The organism is Duganella fentianensis (genome assembly GCF_964031615.1).
Classification (GTDB): Bacteria; Pseudomonadota; Gammaproteobacteria; order Burkholderiales; family Burkholderiaceae_D; genus Rugamonas; species Rugamonas fentianensis_A.
Genome location: NZ_CAXIQN010000009.1, coordinates 45,515 through 58,493, shown reverse-complemented (window position 1 = coordinate 58,493; position 12,979 = coordinate 45,515). Strand labels below are relative to the sequence as shown.

Here is a 12,979-nt window from a genome sequence, read left to right as displayed (position 1 = left end):
CTCAGAAAGGTAACAGGCTCTGGAAGAAGCGCGAAGCCATCGAGTTCATCTCGGCACGGTCTATCGTGCTGTTGGTGCGGTATTCCACTTTGGCATCTGCCACGGCCGTCGATTGCACGGTATTGCCCGTGCCGATGTTGTCCGGATTGATCATGCCGGAGAAGCGGATGAATTCCACGCCCTTGTTCATGGCCACCTGCTTTTCGCCGGCCACGATCAGATTGCCGTTATCCAGCACTTCCACTACCGTCACCCCCATGGTGCCGGTAAAGGTATTGCTGGCCGACTGGTTGTCTGCATCGGAAAACTTGCTGGCGCTGTTGGCGCCTATGGTGCCGCCGAAACTCGATTGCAGCGGGCCCGGTACACTGGCGCTGACGCTGCCCGATTTGTTGCCCGAACTGGCACCCGCTTTCACGGCCGAAGTCTTTTCCGTGATCACCAGGGTCAGCACGTCGCCGATATGGCGTGCGCGCCGGTCTTCGAAGATGGGGCGATAGGCGGCCGGCTGGTAGATCGCGCCACTGTTGGGCGCGGCCTGCATTTGCGCACTGGTGAGCGGACGGGCCGTCAGCGGCATCTGCACGATGGAGGTCGGGGTGGTAGCGCAGGCGCTCAGACCCAGGGCCGCGACGATCATCAGGAAGCTAGATTTCATATCAGTCTCCTTACAGCTGCGACAGTTTCTGCAGCATCTGGTCAGACGTGGTGATGGCCTTGGAATTGATTTCGTAGGCACGCTGGGTCTGGATCATATTGACCATTTCTTCCACCACGTTGACGTTGGAAGTTTCCACATAACCTTGCAGAATCACCCCGGCGCCGTTGGTGCCCGGCGTATTGGTCTGGGGATTGCCGGACACGCCCGTTTCCACGTACAGGTTTTCACCCTTAGATTCGAGCCCGGTCGGATTGATGAAGGTCGACACCTGAATGCTGCCGATCTGCTGCGGTGCCGTCTGGCCCGGCAGCGTGACAGACACGGTGCCGTCACGGCCTACCGTGAACGACAGCGCGGACTGCGGTATGGTGATAGCCGGTTGCAGCACATAGCCACTGGACGTCACCAGCTGGCCATTGTTATCGCGCTGGAACGAGCCGTCACGGGTGTAGGCAGTGGTGCCATCGGGCAGCAGCACGTTGAAGAAACCGTTACCGCTGACCATCAGGTCTTTATCGTTGCCAGTGGCCTGGGAGTTACCCTGCGTATGGATGCGTTCGATCGCGACGGGACGCACGCCCGTGCCCAGCTGCATGCCGGACGGCAGATTGGTCTGCTGCGAGGACTGGGCGCCAGGCTGGCGCAGATTCTGGTACAGCAGGTCTTCGAACACGGCGCGCGACTTTTTAAAGCCGTTAGTGCCGACGTTGGCCAGATTATTGGTGGTGACGTCGAGCGCAGTCTGCTGCGCTTCCATGCCGGTCTTGGCGATCCACAGTGAACGTATCATGATGCTTCTCCCTTGCTTGGACGGGGTAGCGACAGCTACTCATCCCACACAAGCATTATGCGGGAGCAGGCATCAACTCAAAGCGAGGATCTGGGTGGCTTTTGCGGCGTTATTCTCGGCGTTCTTGAGCAGACTCATTTGCATTTCGAACTGCCTTGCCAGACTGATCATGTTGACCATGGAATCGACCGCGTTGACGTTACTGCCTTCCAGCGCGCCATCGACGAGGCGCACGGCGGGGTCGTTTTCGGCCACTTCGCCGCTGCTCTGGCGGAACAGGCCGTCGTTGCCGCGTACCAGTCCCTTGGTGTCGGGATTGACCAGTTTCAAGCGGCCCAGCACATTGGCGGGGCCCGGTTTGAAATCATTCGAAATGGCACTCACCGTACCATCGCTGGCGATGCTGATGTTGGTATCGGGCGGAATCGCGATGGGACCACCATCGCCCACCAGCGTGAGCCCGCTTTGGGTCTGCAGCAAGCCGTTATCGCTGACTTTCAGGCTGCCGTTGCGGGTATAGGCTTCCGACCCATCGGCCGACGTGACGGCCAGCCAGCCCTGATCGCGGATCGCCACGTCGAGCGGGCGGCCGGTGGTCTGGATCGGGCCGGCGCGCATGTCGGCCCCGACCGTGGAATCGACCACGAAGGCGCGCGTCTGCAAGCCATCGGACACCACCGGTACAGCACGGAAGCTGTCGAGCTGGGCGCGGAAGCCCGTGGTGCTGACATTGGACAGGTTGTTGGCCACGGTGGCTTGCTGCTCCATTACGTGGCGTGCCCCTGTCATTGCCGTATAGACTAGACGATCCATGGCCGTTTCCTCTTTCTGTTGCTATCGCTAGGCTAGGCTTAGCGCAGGTTGACCAAGGTCTGCAGCACCGAGTCCTGCGTCTTGATGGTCTGGGCATTGGCCTGATACACGCGCTGGGCGGTGATCATATTGACCAGCTCCTGCGTCAGGTCGACGTTCGAGGTTTCTACCGAACTGGCGCGCAGCTTGCCCATCGAACCCGCATTCGGCACCCCGACCGTCGGCGTACCGGACGCCGAGCTCTCCGACCAGGCATTGTTACCGAGCGGCGTCAGGCCATCCACGCTGGCGAAGTTGGCCAGACAGATCTGTCCCATGGCGCGCGATTTACCGTTGCTGTACTGGCCCAGAATCACACCGTTTTCATCGATCGCATAACGCTGCCACGAACCGGCCGAATAACCGTTCTGGGTCGAACCCAGATCGTTGGTCACGCTGCCGTACTGAGTGGTCTTATCGAAAGTGGTCGAGACCATCATAGGCTGCTGGGCACCCGTATCCGGGAAGATCGGCAGGCTGATATTGAAAGGCAGCGTCTGCGGGGTGGGCAGCAGTGCCATCGCCTGCGGATTCAGCGCGCCGTTCTTGTCGAACAGCAGCGTACCGACTTTGATTGCGGGCACGGTAATCGCGGCGGCCAGCTTGGCATTGATCTGGTCCGGCGTCTGCCCCGTAATCGAACCGCTGGCGGTCGGATCGAGCGCCGAGAACGCGGCGGTCAAAGCATCGAGCTGGGCTTGCGACGCAGCAGCCGGCGGCACCGAAGCGGCCGTCAGCATCGAGTTATACGCGGCAGCGGCATAGGCACCGGCGGCGGCCGCAATCGCTGCCACATCAGGCGGCGTTGCACGCACCGCATCGTTGTAGGCGGTACGGGCCCCCTGCACGGTGGTATCGCTATTGATAGCTGCTGCCACACTGCCGGACACTACCTCTTTGTTGTCCGCTGCAGCATACACGTCCCAGGTATTGGCATCGGTCTTGACGTAGTAAGTGGTCATGATGTGCGAAGTACCCAGACTATCGTACACGTTCAGCACCGTCTGCTTGTTGTAGCTGGTCGGATCGCCGGCATCGAACGGAATCGTGGCAGGGACTTTCTCTGCCGAGCTCAGGTTCAACTGGAAGTTGGCCGTCGTCGTCTGCACCGGAGTCAGGTCCGACTTATCGAGCGTCAGCGGCACCGGCGCGCCCAGCAGAATCGTCCCGGCCGAATTCGACAGGTATCCCGTCAGCACGGCGCCCTGAGCATTCACCAGCGTGTGGGTATTATCTTCGTGGAACTGGCCATTGCGCGAGTACTGCACGGCGCCATTCACCACCTGGCGGAAGAAGCCGCCACCATTGATGGAGACGTCCAGCGGGTTGGTACTGGTTTCGATATTCCCCTGGGTGAACTGCTGGGCCAGCTTGGAAGTGGTCACACCGATACCGGCATTGTTACCCGACACACCATTGAGCGAGTTGGCATACAGGTCGGCGAACTGCGCCTGCGAGCTCTTGAAACCAACCGTACTGGCGTTGGCGATGTTATTACCGATCACATCCAGCGATTTGGATGCTGAGTTCAGGCCGCTAAGTCCTTGTTGGAACATGGTATTCCCCCTGCTAGGTATGAGCTAATGTGCGCTTGTGAGCAAGCACGCTGGTTAATCGTTACAGTACTTCTTTCACTTGGGACATGGTGAACTGCCCCAGTGAAGTATTCAGTTTTACCCCGCCGCTGCCGGTCGAGACGCTGGCCACGGAAGCCAGTTGCAGCGCGGTCGCATCGCTCAGCGTCTTGCTGCCACTGACGGCCTTGACGGTAAAGGTGTAGTTACCGTCGGCGGCCGTGCCACCGGCATCGGTCTTGCCATCCCAGGTCAGCGGATAAGTGCCTACATCGGGGCTCTTCAGGCTCAGGGTGCGCACGGTGGAACCCGAGCTGTCCTGGATCGAAATGGTGACACTTTCTGCCGCCGACGCCAGATCGACCCCGAACACGCTGCTATGAGTGGTATTGCCGGCGCTATCGGTGCTGCTCGAGAGTTCTATGCCTTTGCCTGCCACCAGCACGCCTTTGCCGATCAGATTGGTGGCCGTCAGCGACTGGGCGGCTGCCTGGTCGGTGCGCAGCGATTCCAGCGTGGCATTGACCTTGTTAATCCCCGTCACGGTGGACAGCTGGGCCAGCTGACTGGTCATGGCCGCGTTATCCATGGGATTCAGGGGATCCTGATTCTTCAACTGGGTCACCAGCAGCTTCATGAATTTATCCTGATCGGCTTCCACACTATCCTTGGCCACCGTGCTGGCGGCACTGGATACCGTGGAAGAGATAGGGGTGTCGATTACTCCGCTAATAGTCATGATTGCCTCTTAGGTTTTACTGGCCGATGGTCAGGGTTTTGAGCAGCAGCGTTTTGGCTGCGTTCATGGTTTCGACGTTGGTCTGATACGAACGCGAGGCCGACAGCATATTCACCATCTCGTCCACCACATTCACGTTAGGCATGGTCACATAGCCTTTTTCGTCCGCCATCGGATGCTTGGGGTCATACATCTGTTTCATGGGCGACTGGTCTTCCACCACCTGCTTGACGCGCACGCCGGTGGAACTGCCATCGCCGGCCTGCGGGGTGGCTTCGAACACCACCTGACGGGCACGGTAAGCTTCGCCGCTGGCACTGGTGGCACTGTCGGCATTGGCCAGATTCGACGCCACCACATTCAGGCGCTGCGACTGCGCGCTCATGGCCGAACCGGACACATTGAAAATATTAAACAGCGACATAATCAGTTACCTCCCTGAATGGCAGCCATCATGTGCTTGATCTGCGCATTGATCATGGTGATGCCGGCTTCATAGCGCACCGCGTTATCGGTGAACTGGTTACGCTCCACATCCATGTCCACGGTATTGCCATCCACCGCACCCTGCACCACGCCGCGGTACAGCAGCGGCGTACCGTCCGCATTGGTACCGGCTGCTTGCTGGGGGTTGGGGAAATGCTTGGCCGCCGTGGTCTTCAGCGTGGCCGGCACATTGCCGCCGCTCTTATCCAGTGCCGATTGCAGCGCGCTGGTGAAATCGATATCACGCGCCTTGTAGTTAGGCGTATCACCATTGGCAATGTTAGAGGCGAGCACAGCCTGGCGCTGCGAGCGCAAGCTCAGTGCCGCTTCGTTAAAGCGCAGATAAGCGTCGAGTTTTCCTAACATGACAGCCTCCAACCTCTCCACATGCCTACTAATGAAGTCCAACGACGGACTAGGTGTAATGACAGGATCGATGATACGCATGCAGGGGGCGGCACCATCGACTGATAAAGCGGTAGTTTTCCGGCCTATTCATCCATTCAAGCGCGCCGGCGACGATTAAGATGGCAGTATCAGAAAGACTCTTACGGCTACGGCCACCGGACTACCATGCATACTCGACTCACCTGCACCCTCCGCACTCTTGGCACTGCCCTGCTCTGCCTGAGCGGCGCTGCCATTGCCCAGGTTCCCGCCCAGACTGCGCCCCAGCGGCAAGATGCCGCCACGCTGCGCCGCAGTGTCGAACAGTTTCTGCAGGTGCAGACGGCTGGCCTGCCCGGTCAGGTCACACTCAGCATAGGCGCCATCGACCCGCGCATGCAGCTGGCGGCCTGCGCCGAACCGCAGCCCTTCTTCATGGCCGGTGCACGCGCCTGGGGCAAGACCACGGTGGGCGTACGCTGCGTGGCACCTAACCCGTGGACTATCTATGTACAGGCTACCGTCACCGTGATCGGCGACTATGTGGCCAGTGCCGTGCCGCTGGCACAGGGCCAGAGCATCGATGCAGGACAACTGGTAACGCTCAAAGGTGACCTCACCATGCTGCCCGCCGGCATCGCTACCGAAGCGGCACAGGTGATTGGTCGAAGTGCCAATATTTCTCTGCCTGCCGGTATGCCGCTGCGGCTCGATACGCTGCGCAGCAAGCCGGTGGTGCAATCGGGCCAGCTGGTGCGCGTAATTACTAGCGGCAATGGTTTCAGTGTGTCGTCCGAAGGCCGGGCCATGAGCACGGCCGGCGACGGTCAGGTAGTACAAGTCCGCACCGCGGGCGGCCAGCAGATCAGCGGCATCGCCAAAGCGGGCGGCATGGTGGAAGTGGCGTTCTGACGCTGCCTTGGTGAGGAGAACGGGAATTCTGAAGTTTATGCGAGGCAACGCTAAAGTTTCTTAAGACGGTGCCGATAGATACTCAGATCCCGGAGTTTCGTACTCCTACCAGAGAAGGAAATGCTGTGAAAATTAACGATACATTGAAGAGCACCACTGGTTTGCCGTCGGCAACTCCGGCCTCGACCTCGACTGCGCGCGGCGCAGAAAAGGCCGCTGCTCCGGCTACGCCAGCGACGTCAGACAATGTGCGCCTGTCGCCGCAAGGGCAGGCATTGGCGGCCAGTTCGACCGGCAGCAGCAGCGCAGTGTTCGACACGAAAAAAGTCGAACGCATCAAGCTGGCAATTGCTGACGGCCAGTTCCAGGTCAATTCAGAAAAAGTAGCAGATGGCTTACTCGACACCGTCAAGGATCTGCTGCACTCCCGTAAACGATAGGTCCATCATGGCAACCGCTACCCCGCTGAACAGCCTGCGCGAAGAACAACAGATCATGTCCACGCTAGTGGACGTCCTAAAGCAGGAACAGCAATTACTGGTAGCGGCGGAGATGGAAGGCATGCCGGCCATCACCACCAAGAAGAATACGCTGGTCACGCAGATGACCATGCTGTCGGCCCAGCGCCACCGGGCACTGGGCAAAGCCGGTTACCCAGCCGAAGAAGCAGGCATGGATGCCTGGGTTGCCGCCAGCGGCGCCGAAACCCCTGAAGCCACCACGCTGTGGCAAGCCCTGTTACAGCATACGCGCGAAGCCAAAGAGCTGAACCGCATCAACGGCATGCTGATCAACAAGCAGATGAACAATACTCAGGCAGCACTGCAAGCCCTGCGTCCCGCCCATGCAGCACCGAATAATTTCTACGGCCCCGGTGGCATGTCCACCACCCTGCCGCGCAGCCGCGGCTTCCTGGCTGGCTAAGTCTGGCGAGGTTGCACCAGCCACAAACAACGACGGCGACCAAAGGTCGCCGTTAGTTTTTGCTGCTACCGTTTCTCCACTCTACTGGTTCGGTAATCCGGTCGGAATTTCCGTAATGGTTTCCGGGATGCCGGACAAAATGGTCACGGCGACGCGGCGATTGCGCGCCCGCCCGATCGGATCATCGTTCGACGCCACCGGTACATTCGAGCTGTAGCCAACTGCCGTCAGACGTTCGGCGCCCACACCAGCATCGATGAACAGCCGCACCACACTGCTGGCGCGCACGGCCGATAATTCCCAGTTAGAGGGGAACAGCGCATTGCGGATAGGCTGGTTGTCGGTATGCCCTTCCACCTGCACATTATGGCTATCGCTACGCAGCAGCGTGGCCACGGCACGCAGTGCTTCGGTCGACTCCGCCGTCAGGCGCGCATCACCGGGATCGAACAGCACGGACGCATTGATTTCCACACTGACGCCGCGGCTATTCTGCGTCACCCGCACCTTGCCTTCCTTAACCAGCGGCGCCAGCGTCGACAGCAAGTCCTGCGCCAGCTTGGTCATGTGCTCTTTTTCTTTGCGAATGGCATCGGCGCGGCGCTTGATGGCCACGTTGGGTAGCGGCAGACTGGGCACCTCGGTGTTGATCAGCTGGGCCGAACCGGCACCGCCGAAGGCGTCGCCGAGCGCATCGGAAAACACCCGGTATTTGCCGATGTTGACGGAGGAAATCGCATACATCACCACGAAGAACGCGAACAGCAGGGTAATGAAGTCGGCATACGAAATCAGCCAGCGCTCGTGATTCTCCGGTTCGTCATCGAACTTCCTGCGGGCGCGGCGGTACTGCATGCTAGCGCCCCTGCATCAGCGTAGCGACGCGTTCGTCGATGACGCGGGTATGGTCGCCAGTGGCAATATCGTAGAACACGGCAGCAGCGATCTCCTGCTGGAATACCGCCTGCGTGACCACGGCCTTGAGTTTGTTGGCAATCGGATAGAACAGCAGATTGGCCAGTCCCACGCCGTACACGGTAGAGACGAAAGCCACCGCGATGCCGGCACCCAGCTTGTTCGGGTCGGTGAGGTTTTCCATCACGTGGATCAGACCCAGCACGGCGCCCAGAATACCGATGGTAGGCGAGTAGCCGGCGGCCGATTCCCATATGCGCACGGCGAGACGCTCTTCGGTTTCGTACACGGTGATTTCCGCGTCCAGAATCTGGCGCAGCTTGTCCGGATTAATGCCGTCGACGATCAGGCGCAAGCCTTTGGTGATGAACGGGTCTTTCGACGCTAGCATATAGCGCTCCAGCGACAGCAGCCCATCGCGCCGCGCCGACAAACTCCATGCATTGATTTCGCGTGCCAGCGCCAGCCGTGTATCAGGCGGCGGCGTGAACACCAGCGCCAGCATGCGCAGGCCGCGCTTGAAACTGGCGTAGCGGCTCTGCAGCAGCACGGCACCGACCGTGCCTACCACCACAATGGCGAACGCGGCGGGCTGGAACAGCGACGACAGCTTGCCGCCTTCCAGCGCCTGGCCGATGACGATGCCGGCTAGCGCCAGCAGCACCCCGGCTACGCTGGCCCAGTCCATGACCGCTCCCGCAGCGATGCACGCAGACGTGCCACTGCTTGCGTATGCAATTGCGATACGCGTGATTCCGACACGCCCATCACGGCGCCGATTTCTTTCAAGTTGAGCTCCTCTTCATAGTACAGCCCCATCAGAATCTTTTCGCGCGGTGGCAGCGCATCGATGGCGTCGATCACGGCCTGACGGAAATCGCCGTCCAGCAGTGCGCGCAGCGGGTCGCTTTCTTCGTCCGAGCAATAGCGGTCAAGGAAGCTGTCGTTGCCATCGTCGTCGTGGAAATCTTCGTAGTAGACCAGCTGGTGGCCGCCGCCATCGGACAGCATTTCCTGATAGTCGGCCAGCGACAGCTTGAGCATTTTCGCCACTTCCGATTCGGTCGGCGGGTGGCCCAGCCGCTGCTGCAAGGTGCTCATAGCCGCTTCGATCTTGCGCATATTCTGGCGCATGGAACGGGGCAGCCAGTCGCTATTGCGCAATTCGTCCAGCATGGCGCCGCGGATACGCAGCACGGCATAGGTCTCGAACTGGGCACCGTGGCTATCTTCGTACCGGCTGATGGCGTCCAGCAGACCGATCATACCGGCCTGCACCAGATCGTCGACTTCGACGCTGGGGGGCAGTTTCGCCTTCATGTGATGGGCCAAGCGCTTTACCAACGGCATGTGCTCCGTCAGTAAAGAATTCTTGTCCGCTTTCCCTTTAACCGTGTACATAAACTGTTTTTATCGTCATTGAGTACGTGTTGCCGTCACTCGTCTTGTCAGCACTAGCGCCAGGCTGGCGTTGCCGCCATGGCAAACCGTCCTGCCAGCTGGCGGAACGCCACCGAAGCACCGGCCAGCGGAAAAGCATCCACCACGGCACGCCCCAAGCGTGCTGCGCGTTGCAGGTATTCATCCGCCGGGACCGAGCCCATGGAAATCAGGTTGACCGCCAGATAACGGCTAGCAGCCTGTGCCATATTATCGTATACCACCTTTGCTTCCGCTTCGGAAGCCCCGGTGACGAGAATTCCGAACGGGCGCCGGCCCAGTTCCTGATTCAGACGCTTGATCATACTGTATGCGGCCGTGATCGAGGCAGCACTTTTTCCGACCTGCACCACAATTTCCGAGCTATCCATGATGGGCAGCGGGAAACCGTGGCCATCGAATTCGCCATCAACGATGACGATACCGGTCTGTTTCACCAGCACATCGAAGGCTTTGGCCAGACGGCGGGTTTCATCGGGGCCGCTGCGGGGCTGGCCACGCGTCATCGACGCGACGGCAAAACCTTGCGGTGCCTGATGGATGACCTGATCAAGCGCACATTCCTGCCGTGCCACGTTGAGTAGGCAGGCACCGCTATCCACACCCAGCCGGCTGGCCACGCCATGCGCACTGGCGCAGGCATCCATCAGCAGCACGTCATTGCCGGCGCGGGCCAGCGAAGCGCCCAGATTGACCAGCATGGCAGCTTTGTCGTCGGCCGCCGAAGCGGACAGGAAGGTGACGATGCGGGGCTTGGGCCCCGCCAGCATGCGGCGCAGGCCTTCGGCCTGATCGAAATCGAAATTAGCCAAGGTGCACCTCGCGCAGAGCGGAATCGCTGGCGCCGGCGCCCATCATCAGGGGCAGTTCGGCATCGAGGAACTGGCTGGCTGCGACATCGCGCTTGAGCTTGAAGGCGCGGTCGATCAAGTAGGCCGGATCGGCCAGATGCAGATCTTCCGGCACGCGCTGGCCGTTCGAGACGTAGAACAGATTGAGTTTCTGGCGGATCACCACATCGAGCACATTGCCGATGGCAGCTGCTTCATCCAGTTTGGTCATGATGCAACCGGCCAGACCGCTGCCCTGATAGGCACGCACCACTTCGTTCAGGGTTTCCTGGGTCGCCGTAGCATTCAGGCACAGCAGGCGCTTGACGTTGGCACCGGCACCTTGCAGCATCGACACCTGCTCCGTCACCATCTGGTCGCGCTGGCTGACGCCGACGGTATCGATCAGGACGGTGTGCTTGTTTTTCAGTTCTTTCAGGGCAATGCGCAGATCGGCTTCGTCTTTTACCGAGTGCACCATCACGCCGAGGATTTTGCCGTAGATGCGCAGCTGTTCGTGCGCGCCGATACGGTAGGCATCAGTGGTAATCAGGGCCAGCTTGTCCGGGCCGTGACGCATCACGCAGCGCGCTGCCAGTTTGGCGGTGCTGGTGGTTTTGCCGACGCCGGTAGGGCCAACCAGTGCGAACACACCGCCCTGATCGAGCAGCGCATCTTCATTCGCCATCACCGACAGGTTGCGGCTCAGCACCGATTTAATCCAGCGCATGCTGTCGGCAGCATCGCGGTTGGCCGGCAGTTTTTCGATCAGGTAGCGGGCCAGACTGGCCGAGAAACCGGCGGCCAGCATTTCGCGCAGCACGGCAGTTTTCTGCGGTTCGCGCGACTGGGTGGCGCCCCACGAGATTTCCGCCAACTGGGTTTCCATCATGCCGCGCATGGCGCGGATTTCATTCATCATGCCCATCATTTCAGCCGCGGCCGATTCCTTGGCGCTGGCGACGGCAGCCGCCACCATGGCATTGATCTGATCGGCGCTCATGGCCGGTGCAGCGGGTGCAACTGGAGCGCTGGCATAAGCTGGAGCAGCGGCGGGCGCAGCAGCGCGGCGCGGTGCAGCGGCAGGTGCGCGCGGCGCAGGTGCTGCAGCGCGTGGGGCTTCGGCGCGTGCCACCGGTGCTGCGCTAGGCAGGTCCAGCATTGGTGGCGGTTCGGCCATCGGCGAATGGGGGGCTGGCATGGCCAGCGAGGCAGCGTCTTCGTTCGCCAGCGCGAGTATCTCGATTTCACCGTCGGCCTGACGGTTGGACAGGATCACAGCGTCCGGGCCCAGTGCTTCACGCACTTTGCGCAGCGCTTCACGGGAGGTCGGGGCGGTAAATTTTTTGACGTTCATGGCCGGCTCTCTGCATTCTGGGGTGAGTGCTGTCTTCTGAGTGAGACAACTTTTCCTCGTACAGTGCCATTATTGACGATGCACTCCGGAAACGATCCGATGAACAAGAGGACAATTCGGCCGTATTTCCCCTATGCAGCCCTCGCCGGCTACTCCGCTACGAACACCTGCTCCAGCCGCTCCGCATGCACAAAATTGCGTGCCCAGCGCTGCAACTGCGGCACTTCAGCCTTCGACACACGCTCACGCACCGCATCCGGCAGCGTGCCAAAGCGCAGTTCCAGCATGGCTAACAACTGTGCTGCCTGTCCTTGCTGCAGCCCTTGTTCCAGTCCTTGCTGCAGTCCTTGCTCCAGCCCATAACGTTCGAGCGATGATAGGTATGCCATGTCAGTGCCCTCCCTGATCAGATGTATGCCGCGCCGCACGCGGCTCTCCAGACTGGCTGGCAAGCGCAGCAACCAGTCTATGGTGCGATACAAGTCGATGATACGCTGCCTATCCCAGTCGCGCCGCAACAGTAGTTTGGTCAGATGCCACTTGGCATGACGCCGCTGAAACGCATTGTGCCGCGTCTTACGCGCCTGTAGATGAGCCAGCGTGACCAGCGCAAACGGATTCGGATCGCTATGCAGTTGCGCCATCCGCGCCTCAAAATCGCGCAGTTTCACTACGGGAAAATCCAGCTGTAAGCGGCAATCGAGCGTCTGGTAGCCAAAACGCGCGGGACGCCAGCGCCAGCCATCGTCGAGCAGCAAAGCCATGCTGGCCACCGGCTGGCGGTAGCGGTCATATACGCGGTAGTGGTAGGTGAACATGCGCTCGGCAAAGGCCCGATCGCGCCAGCCTTGCAATTCCACGTGCAGCAGCAAGGTCTGCTCGTCGCCATCCGTGCTGAAAACGCGAATCAGCTTATCCAGTACCCGCCTGCCCAGCGCAGCACCGCCGCTCAGAGCAGCTAGTTCCTGATCGAGAAAACTGAATGGACGCGACCAGTCGATGGCGGCATGAGTGCGCGGGAAATAGAAGGCCATAAAGTCCGGCAGATAGCGGACCAGCACCTCCTTCCAAGGCGTATCGTAGTCATCGTCCATGCAGGCAGTCTAGGCCGC

Annotated in this window: 16 protein-coding genes; 3 read left to right on the top strand and 13 right to left on the bottom strand. The window is 60.3% G+C overall.

Annotated features, from left to right (window positions below):
• Position 1 precedes the first annotated feature (1 nt).
• The 7 genes from ABNT42_RS06185 to flgB form a co-directional block, all read right to left on the bottom strand.
• The gene (locus tag ABNT42_RS06185; RefSeq protein ID WP_348695406.1) at positions 2-658 is read right to left on the bottom strand and encodes a flagellar basal body L-ring protein FlgH; all 657 of its coding nucleotides are present in this window, start codon (positions 656-658) and stop codon (positions 2-4) included.
• Between the two features lie 10 nt (positions 659-668).
• On the bottom strand, positions 669-1,451 hold the full coding sequence (flgG, locus tag ABNT42_RS06180; protein ID WP_348695403.1) for a flagellar basal-body rod protein FlgG: 783 nt from the start codon (positions 1,449-1,451) through the stop codon (positions 669-671).
• 72 nt (positions 1,452-1,523) lie between these two features.
• Positions 1,524-2,264, bottom strand: coding sequence for a flagellar basal-body rod protein FlgF (flgF, locus tag ABNT42_RS06175; protein WP_348695400.1), 741 nt, complete (start codon positions 2,262-2,264; stop codon positions 1,524-1,526).
• Positions 2,265-2,302: 38 nt separating this feature from the next.
• The gene (locus tag ABNT42_RS06170) at positions 2,303-3,859 is read right to left on the bottom strand and encodes a flagellar hook protein FlgE (protein ID WP_348695397.1); all 1,557 of its coding nucleotides are present in this window, start codon (positions 3,857-3,859) and stop codon (positions 2,303-2,305) included.
• 61 nt (positions 3,860-3,920) lie between these two features.
• A complete protein-coding gene (locus tag ABNT42_RS06165) occupies positions 3,921-4,616 on the bottom strand; it encodes a flagellar hook assembly protein FlgD (protein ID WP_348695394.1) in 696 nt (231 codons plus the stop codon).
• Between the two features lie 16 nt (positions 4,617-4,632).
• On the bottom strand, positions 4,633-5,040 hold the full coding sequence (gene flgC / locus ABNT42_RS06160) for a flagellar basal body rod protein FlgC (protein WP_155433254.1): 408 nt from the start codon (positions 5,038-5,040) through the stop codon (positions 4,633-4,635).
• 2 nt (positions 5,041-5,042) lie between these two features.
• Positions 5,043-5,468 carry a flagellar basal body rod protein FlgB gene (gene flgB, locus ABNT42_RS06155; RefSeq protein ID WP_348695391.1) on the bottom strand — a complete coding sequence of 142 codons (426 nt, stop codon included), beginning with the start codon at positions 5,466-5,468 and terminating at the stop codon, positions 5,043-5,045.
• Between the two features lie 207 nt (positions 5,469-5,675).
• Between flgB and flgA the strand changes: the two genes are divergently transcribed.
• From flgA to ABNT42_RS06140, 3 genes are all read left to right on the top strand, one after another.
• Complete coding sequence (gene flgA, locus ABNT42_RS06150; RefSeq protein ID WP_348695388.1) at positions 5,676-6,401, top strand: flagellar basal body P-ring formation chaperone FlgA; 726 nt, start codon at positions 5,676-5,678, stop codon at positions 6,399-6,401.
• A 125-nt stretch (positions 6,402-6,526) separates the two neighbouring features.
• The gene (gene flgM / locus ABNT42_RS06145; RefSeq protein WP_161033954.1) at positions 6,527-6,841 is read left to right on the top strand and encodes a flagellar biosynthesis anti-sigma factor FlgM; all 315 of its coding nucleotides are present in this window, start codon (positions 6,527-6,529) and stop codon (positions 6,839-6,841) included.
• Positions 6,842-6,848: 7 nt separating this feature from the next.
• Complete coding sequence (locus ABNT42_RS06140; protein ID WP_348695385.1) at positions 6,849-7,325, top strand: flagellar protein FlgN; 477 nt, start codon at positions 6,849-6,851, stop codon at positions 7,323-7,325.
• Between the two features lie 81 nt (positions 7,326-7,406).
• Here ABNT42_RS06140 and motD read toward each other — a convergent pair whose 3' ends face one another.
• The 6 genes from motD to ABNT42_RS06110 form a co-directional block, all read right to left on the bottom strand.
• The gene (gene motD, locus ABNT42_RS06135) at positions 7,407-8,180 is read right to left on the bottom strand and encodes a flagellar motor protein MotD (RefSeq protein WP_348695382.1); all 774 of its coding nucleotides are present in this window, start codon (positions 8,178-8,180) and stop codon (positions 7,407-7,409) included.
• Position 8,181: 1 nt separating this feature from the next.
• Entirely contained in the window at positions 8,182-8,928 is a 747-nt protein-coding gene (locus tag ABNT42_RS06130) for a flagellar motor protein (protein ID WP_348695379.1), read from the bottom strand.
• A complete protein-coding gene (locus tag ABNT42_RS06125; protein WP_155433248.1) occupies positions 8,910-9,641 on the bottom strand; it encodes an RNA polymerase sigma factor FliA in 732 nt (243 codons plus the stop codon). Before ABNT42_RS06125 ends, ABNT42_RS06130 begins: the two co-directional genes overlap by 19 nt.
• 53 nt (positions 9,642-9,694) lie before the next feature.
• Positions 9,695-10,492 carry an antiactivator of flagellar biosynthesis FleN protein gene (locus tag ABNT42_RS06120; protein WP_348695375.1) on the bottom strand — a complete coding sequence of 266 codons (798 nt, stop codon included), beginning with the start codon at positions 10,490-10,492 and terminating at the stop codon, positions 9,695-9,697.
• Entirely contained in the window at positions 10,485-11,867 is a 1,383-nt protein-coding gene (gene flhF / locus ABNT42_RS06115; protein WP_348695372.1) for a flagellar biosynthesis protein FlhF, read from the bottom strand. The genes ABNT42_RS06120 and flhF overlap by 8 nt, the downstream gene beginning before the upstream one ends.
• Positions 11,868-12,016: 149 nt before the next feature.
• The gene (locus tag ABNT42_RS06110; RefSeq protein WP_348695369.1) at positions 12,017-12,961 is read right to left on the bottom strand and encodes a DUF4351 domain-containing protein; all 945 of its coding nucleotides are present in this window, start codon (positions 12,959-12,961) and stop codon (positions 12,017-12,019) included.
• Between the last annotated feature and the right edge of the window lie 18 nt (positions 12,962-12,979).

Bases quoted from the DNA above. Each gene is read 5' to 3' on its own strand.
- ABNT42_RS06185 (WP_348695406.1), bottom strand. From the start codon at position 658: ATGAAATCTAGCTTCCTGATGATCGTCGCGGCCCTGGGTCTGAGCGCC.
- flgG (WP_348695403.1), bottom strand. From the start codon at position 1,451: ATGATACGTTCACTGTGGATCGCCAAGACCGGCATGGAAGCGCAGCAG.
- flgF (WP_348695400.1), bottom strand. From the start codon at position 2,264: ATGGATCGTCTAGTCTATACGGCAATGACAGGGGCACGCCACGTAATG.
- ABNT42_RS06170 (WP_348695397.1), bottom strand. From the start codon at position 3,859: ATGTTCCAACAAGGACTTAGCGGCCTGAACTCAGCATCCAAATCGCTG.
- ABNT42_RS06165 (WP_348695394.1), bottom strand. From the start codon at position 4,616: ATGACTATTAGCGGAGTAATCGACACCCCTATCTCTTCCACGGTATCC.
- flgC (WP_155433254.1), bottom strand. From the start codon at position 5,040: ATGTCGCTGTTTAATATTTTCAATGTGTCCGGTTCGGCCATGAGCGCG.
- flgB (WP_348695391.1), bottom strand. From the start codon at position 5,468: ATGTTAGGAAAACTCGACGCTTATCTGCGCTTTAACGAAGCGGCACTG.
- flgA (WP_348695388.1), top strand. From the start codon at position 5,676: ATGCATACTCGACTCACCTGCACCCTCCGCACTCTTGGCACTGCCCTG.
- ABNT42_RS06140 (WP_348695385.1), top strand. From the start codon at position 6,849: ATGGCAACCGCTACCCCGCTGAACAGCCTGCGCGAAGAACAACAGATC.
- motD (WP_348695382.1), bottom strand. From the start codon at position 8,180: ATGCAGTACCGCCGCGCCCGCAGGAAGTTCGATGACGAACCGGAGAAT.
- ABNT42_RS06130 (WP_348695379.1), bottom strand. From the start codon at position 8,928: ATGGACTGGGCCAGCGTAGCCGGGGTGCTGCTGGCGCTAGCCGGCATC.
- ABNT42_RS06125 (WP_155433248.1), bottom strand. From the start codon at position 9,641: ATGTACACGGTTAAAGGGAAAGCGGACAAGAATTCTTTACTGACGGAG.
- flhF (WP_348695372.1), bottom strand. From the start codon at position 11,867: ATGAACGTCAAAAAATTTACCGCCCCGACCTCCCGTGAAGCGCTGCGC.
- ABNT42_RS06110 (WP_348695369.1), bottom strand. From the start codon at position 12,961: ATGGACGATGACTACGATACGCCTTGGAAGGAGGTGCTGGTCCGCTAT.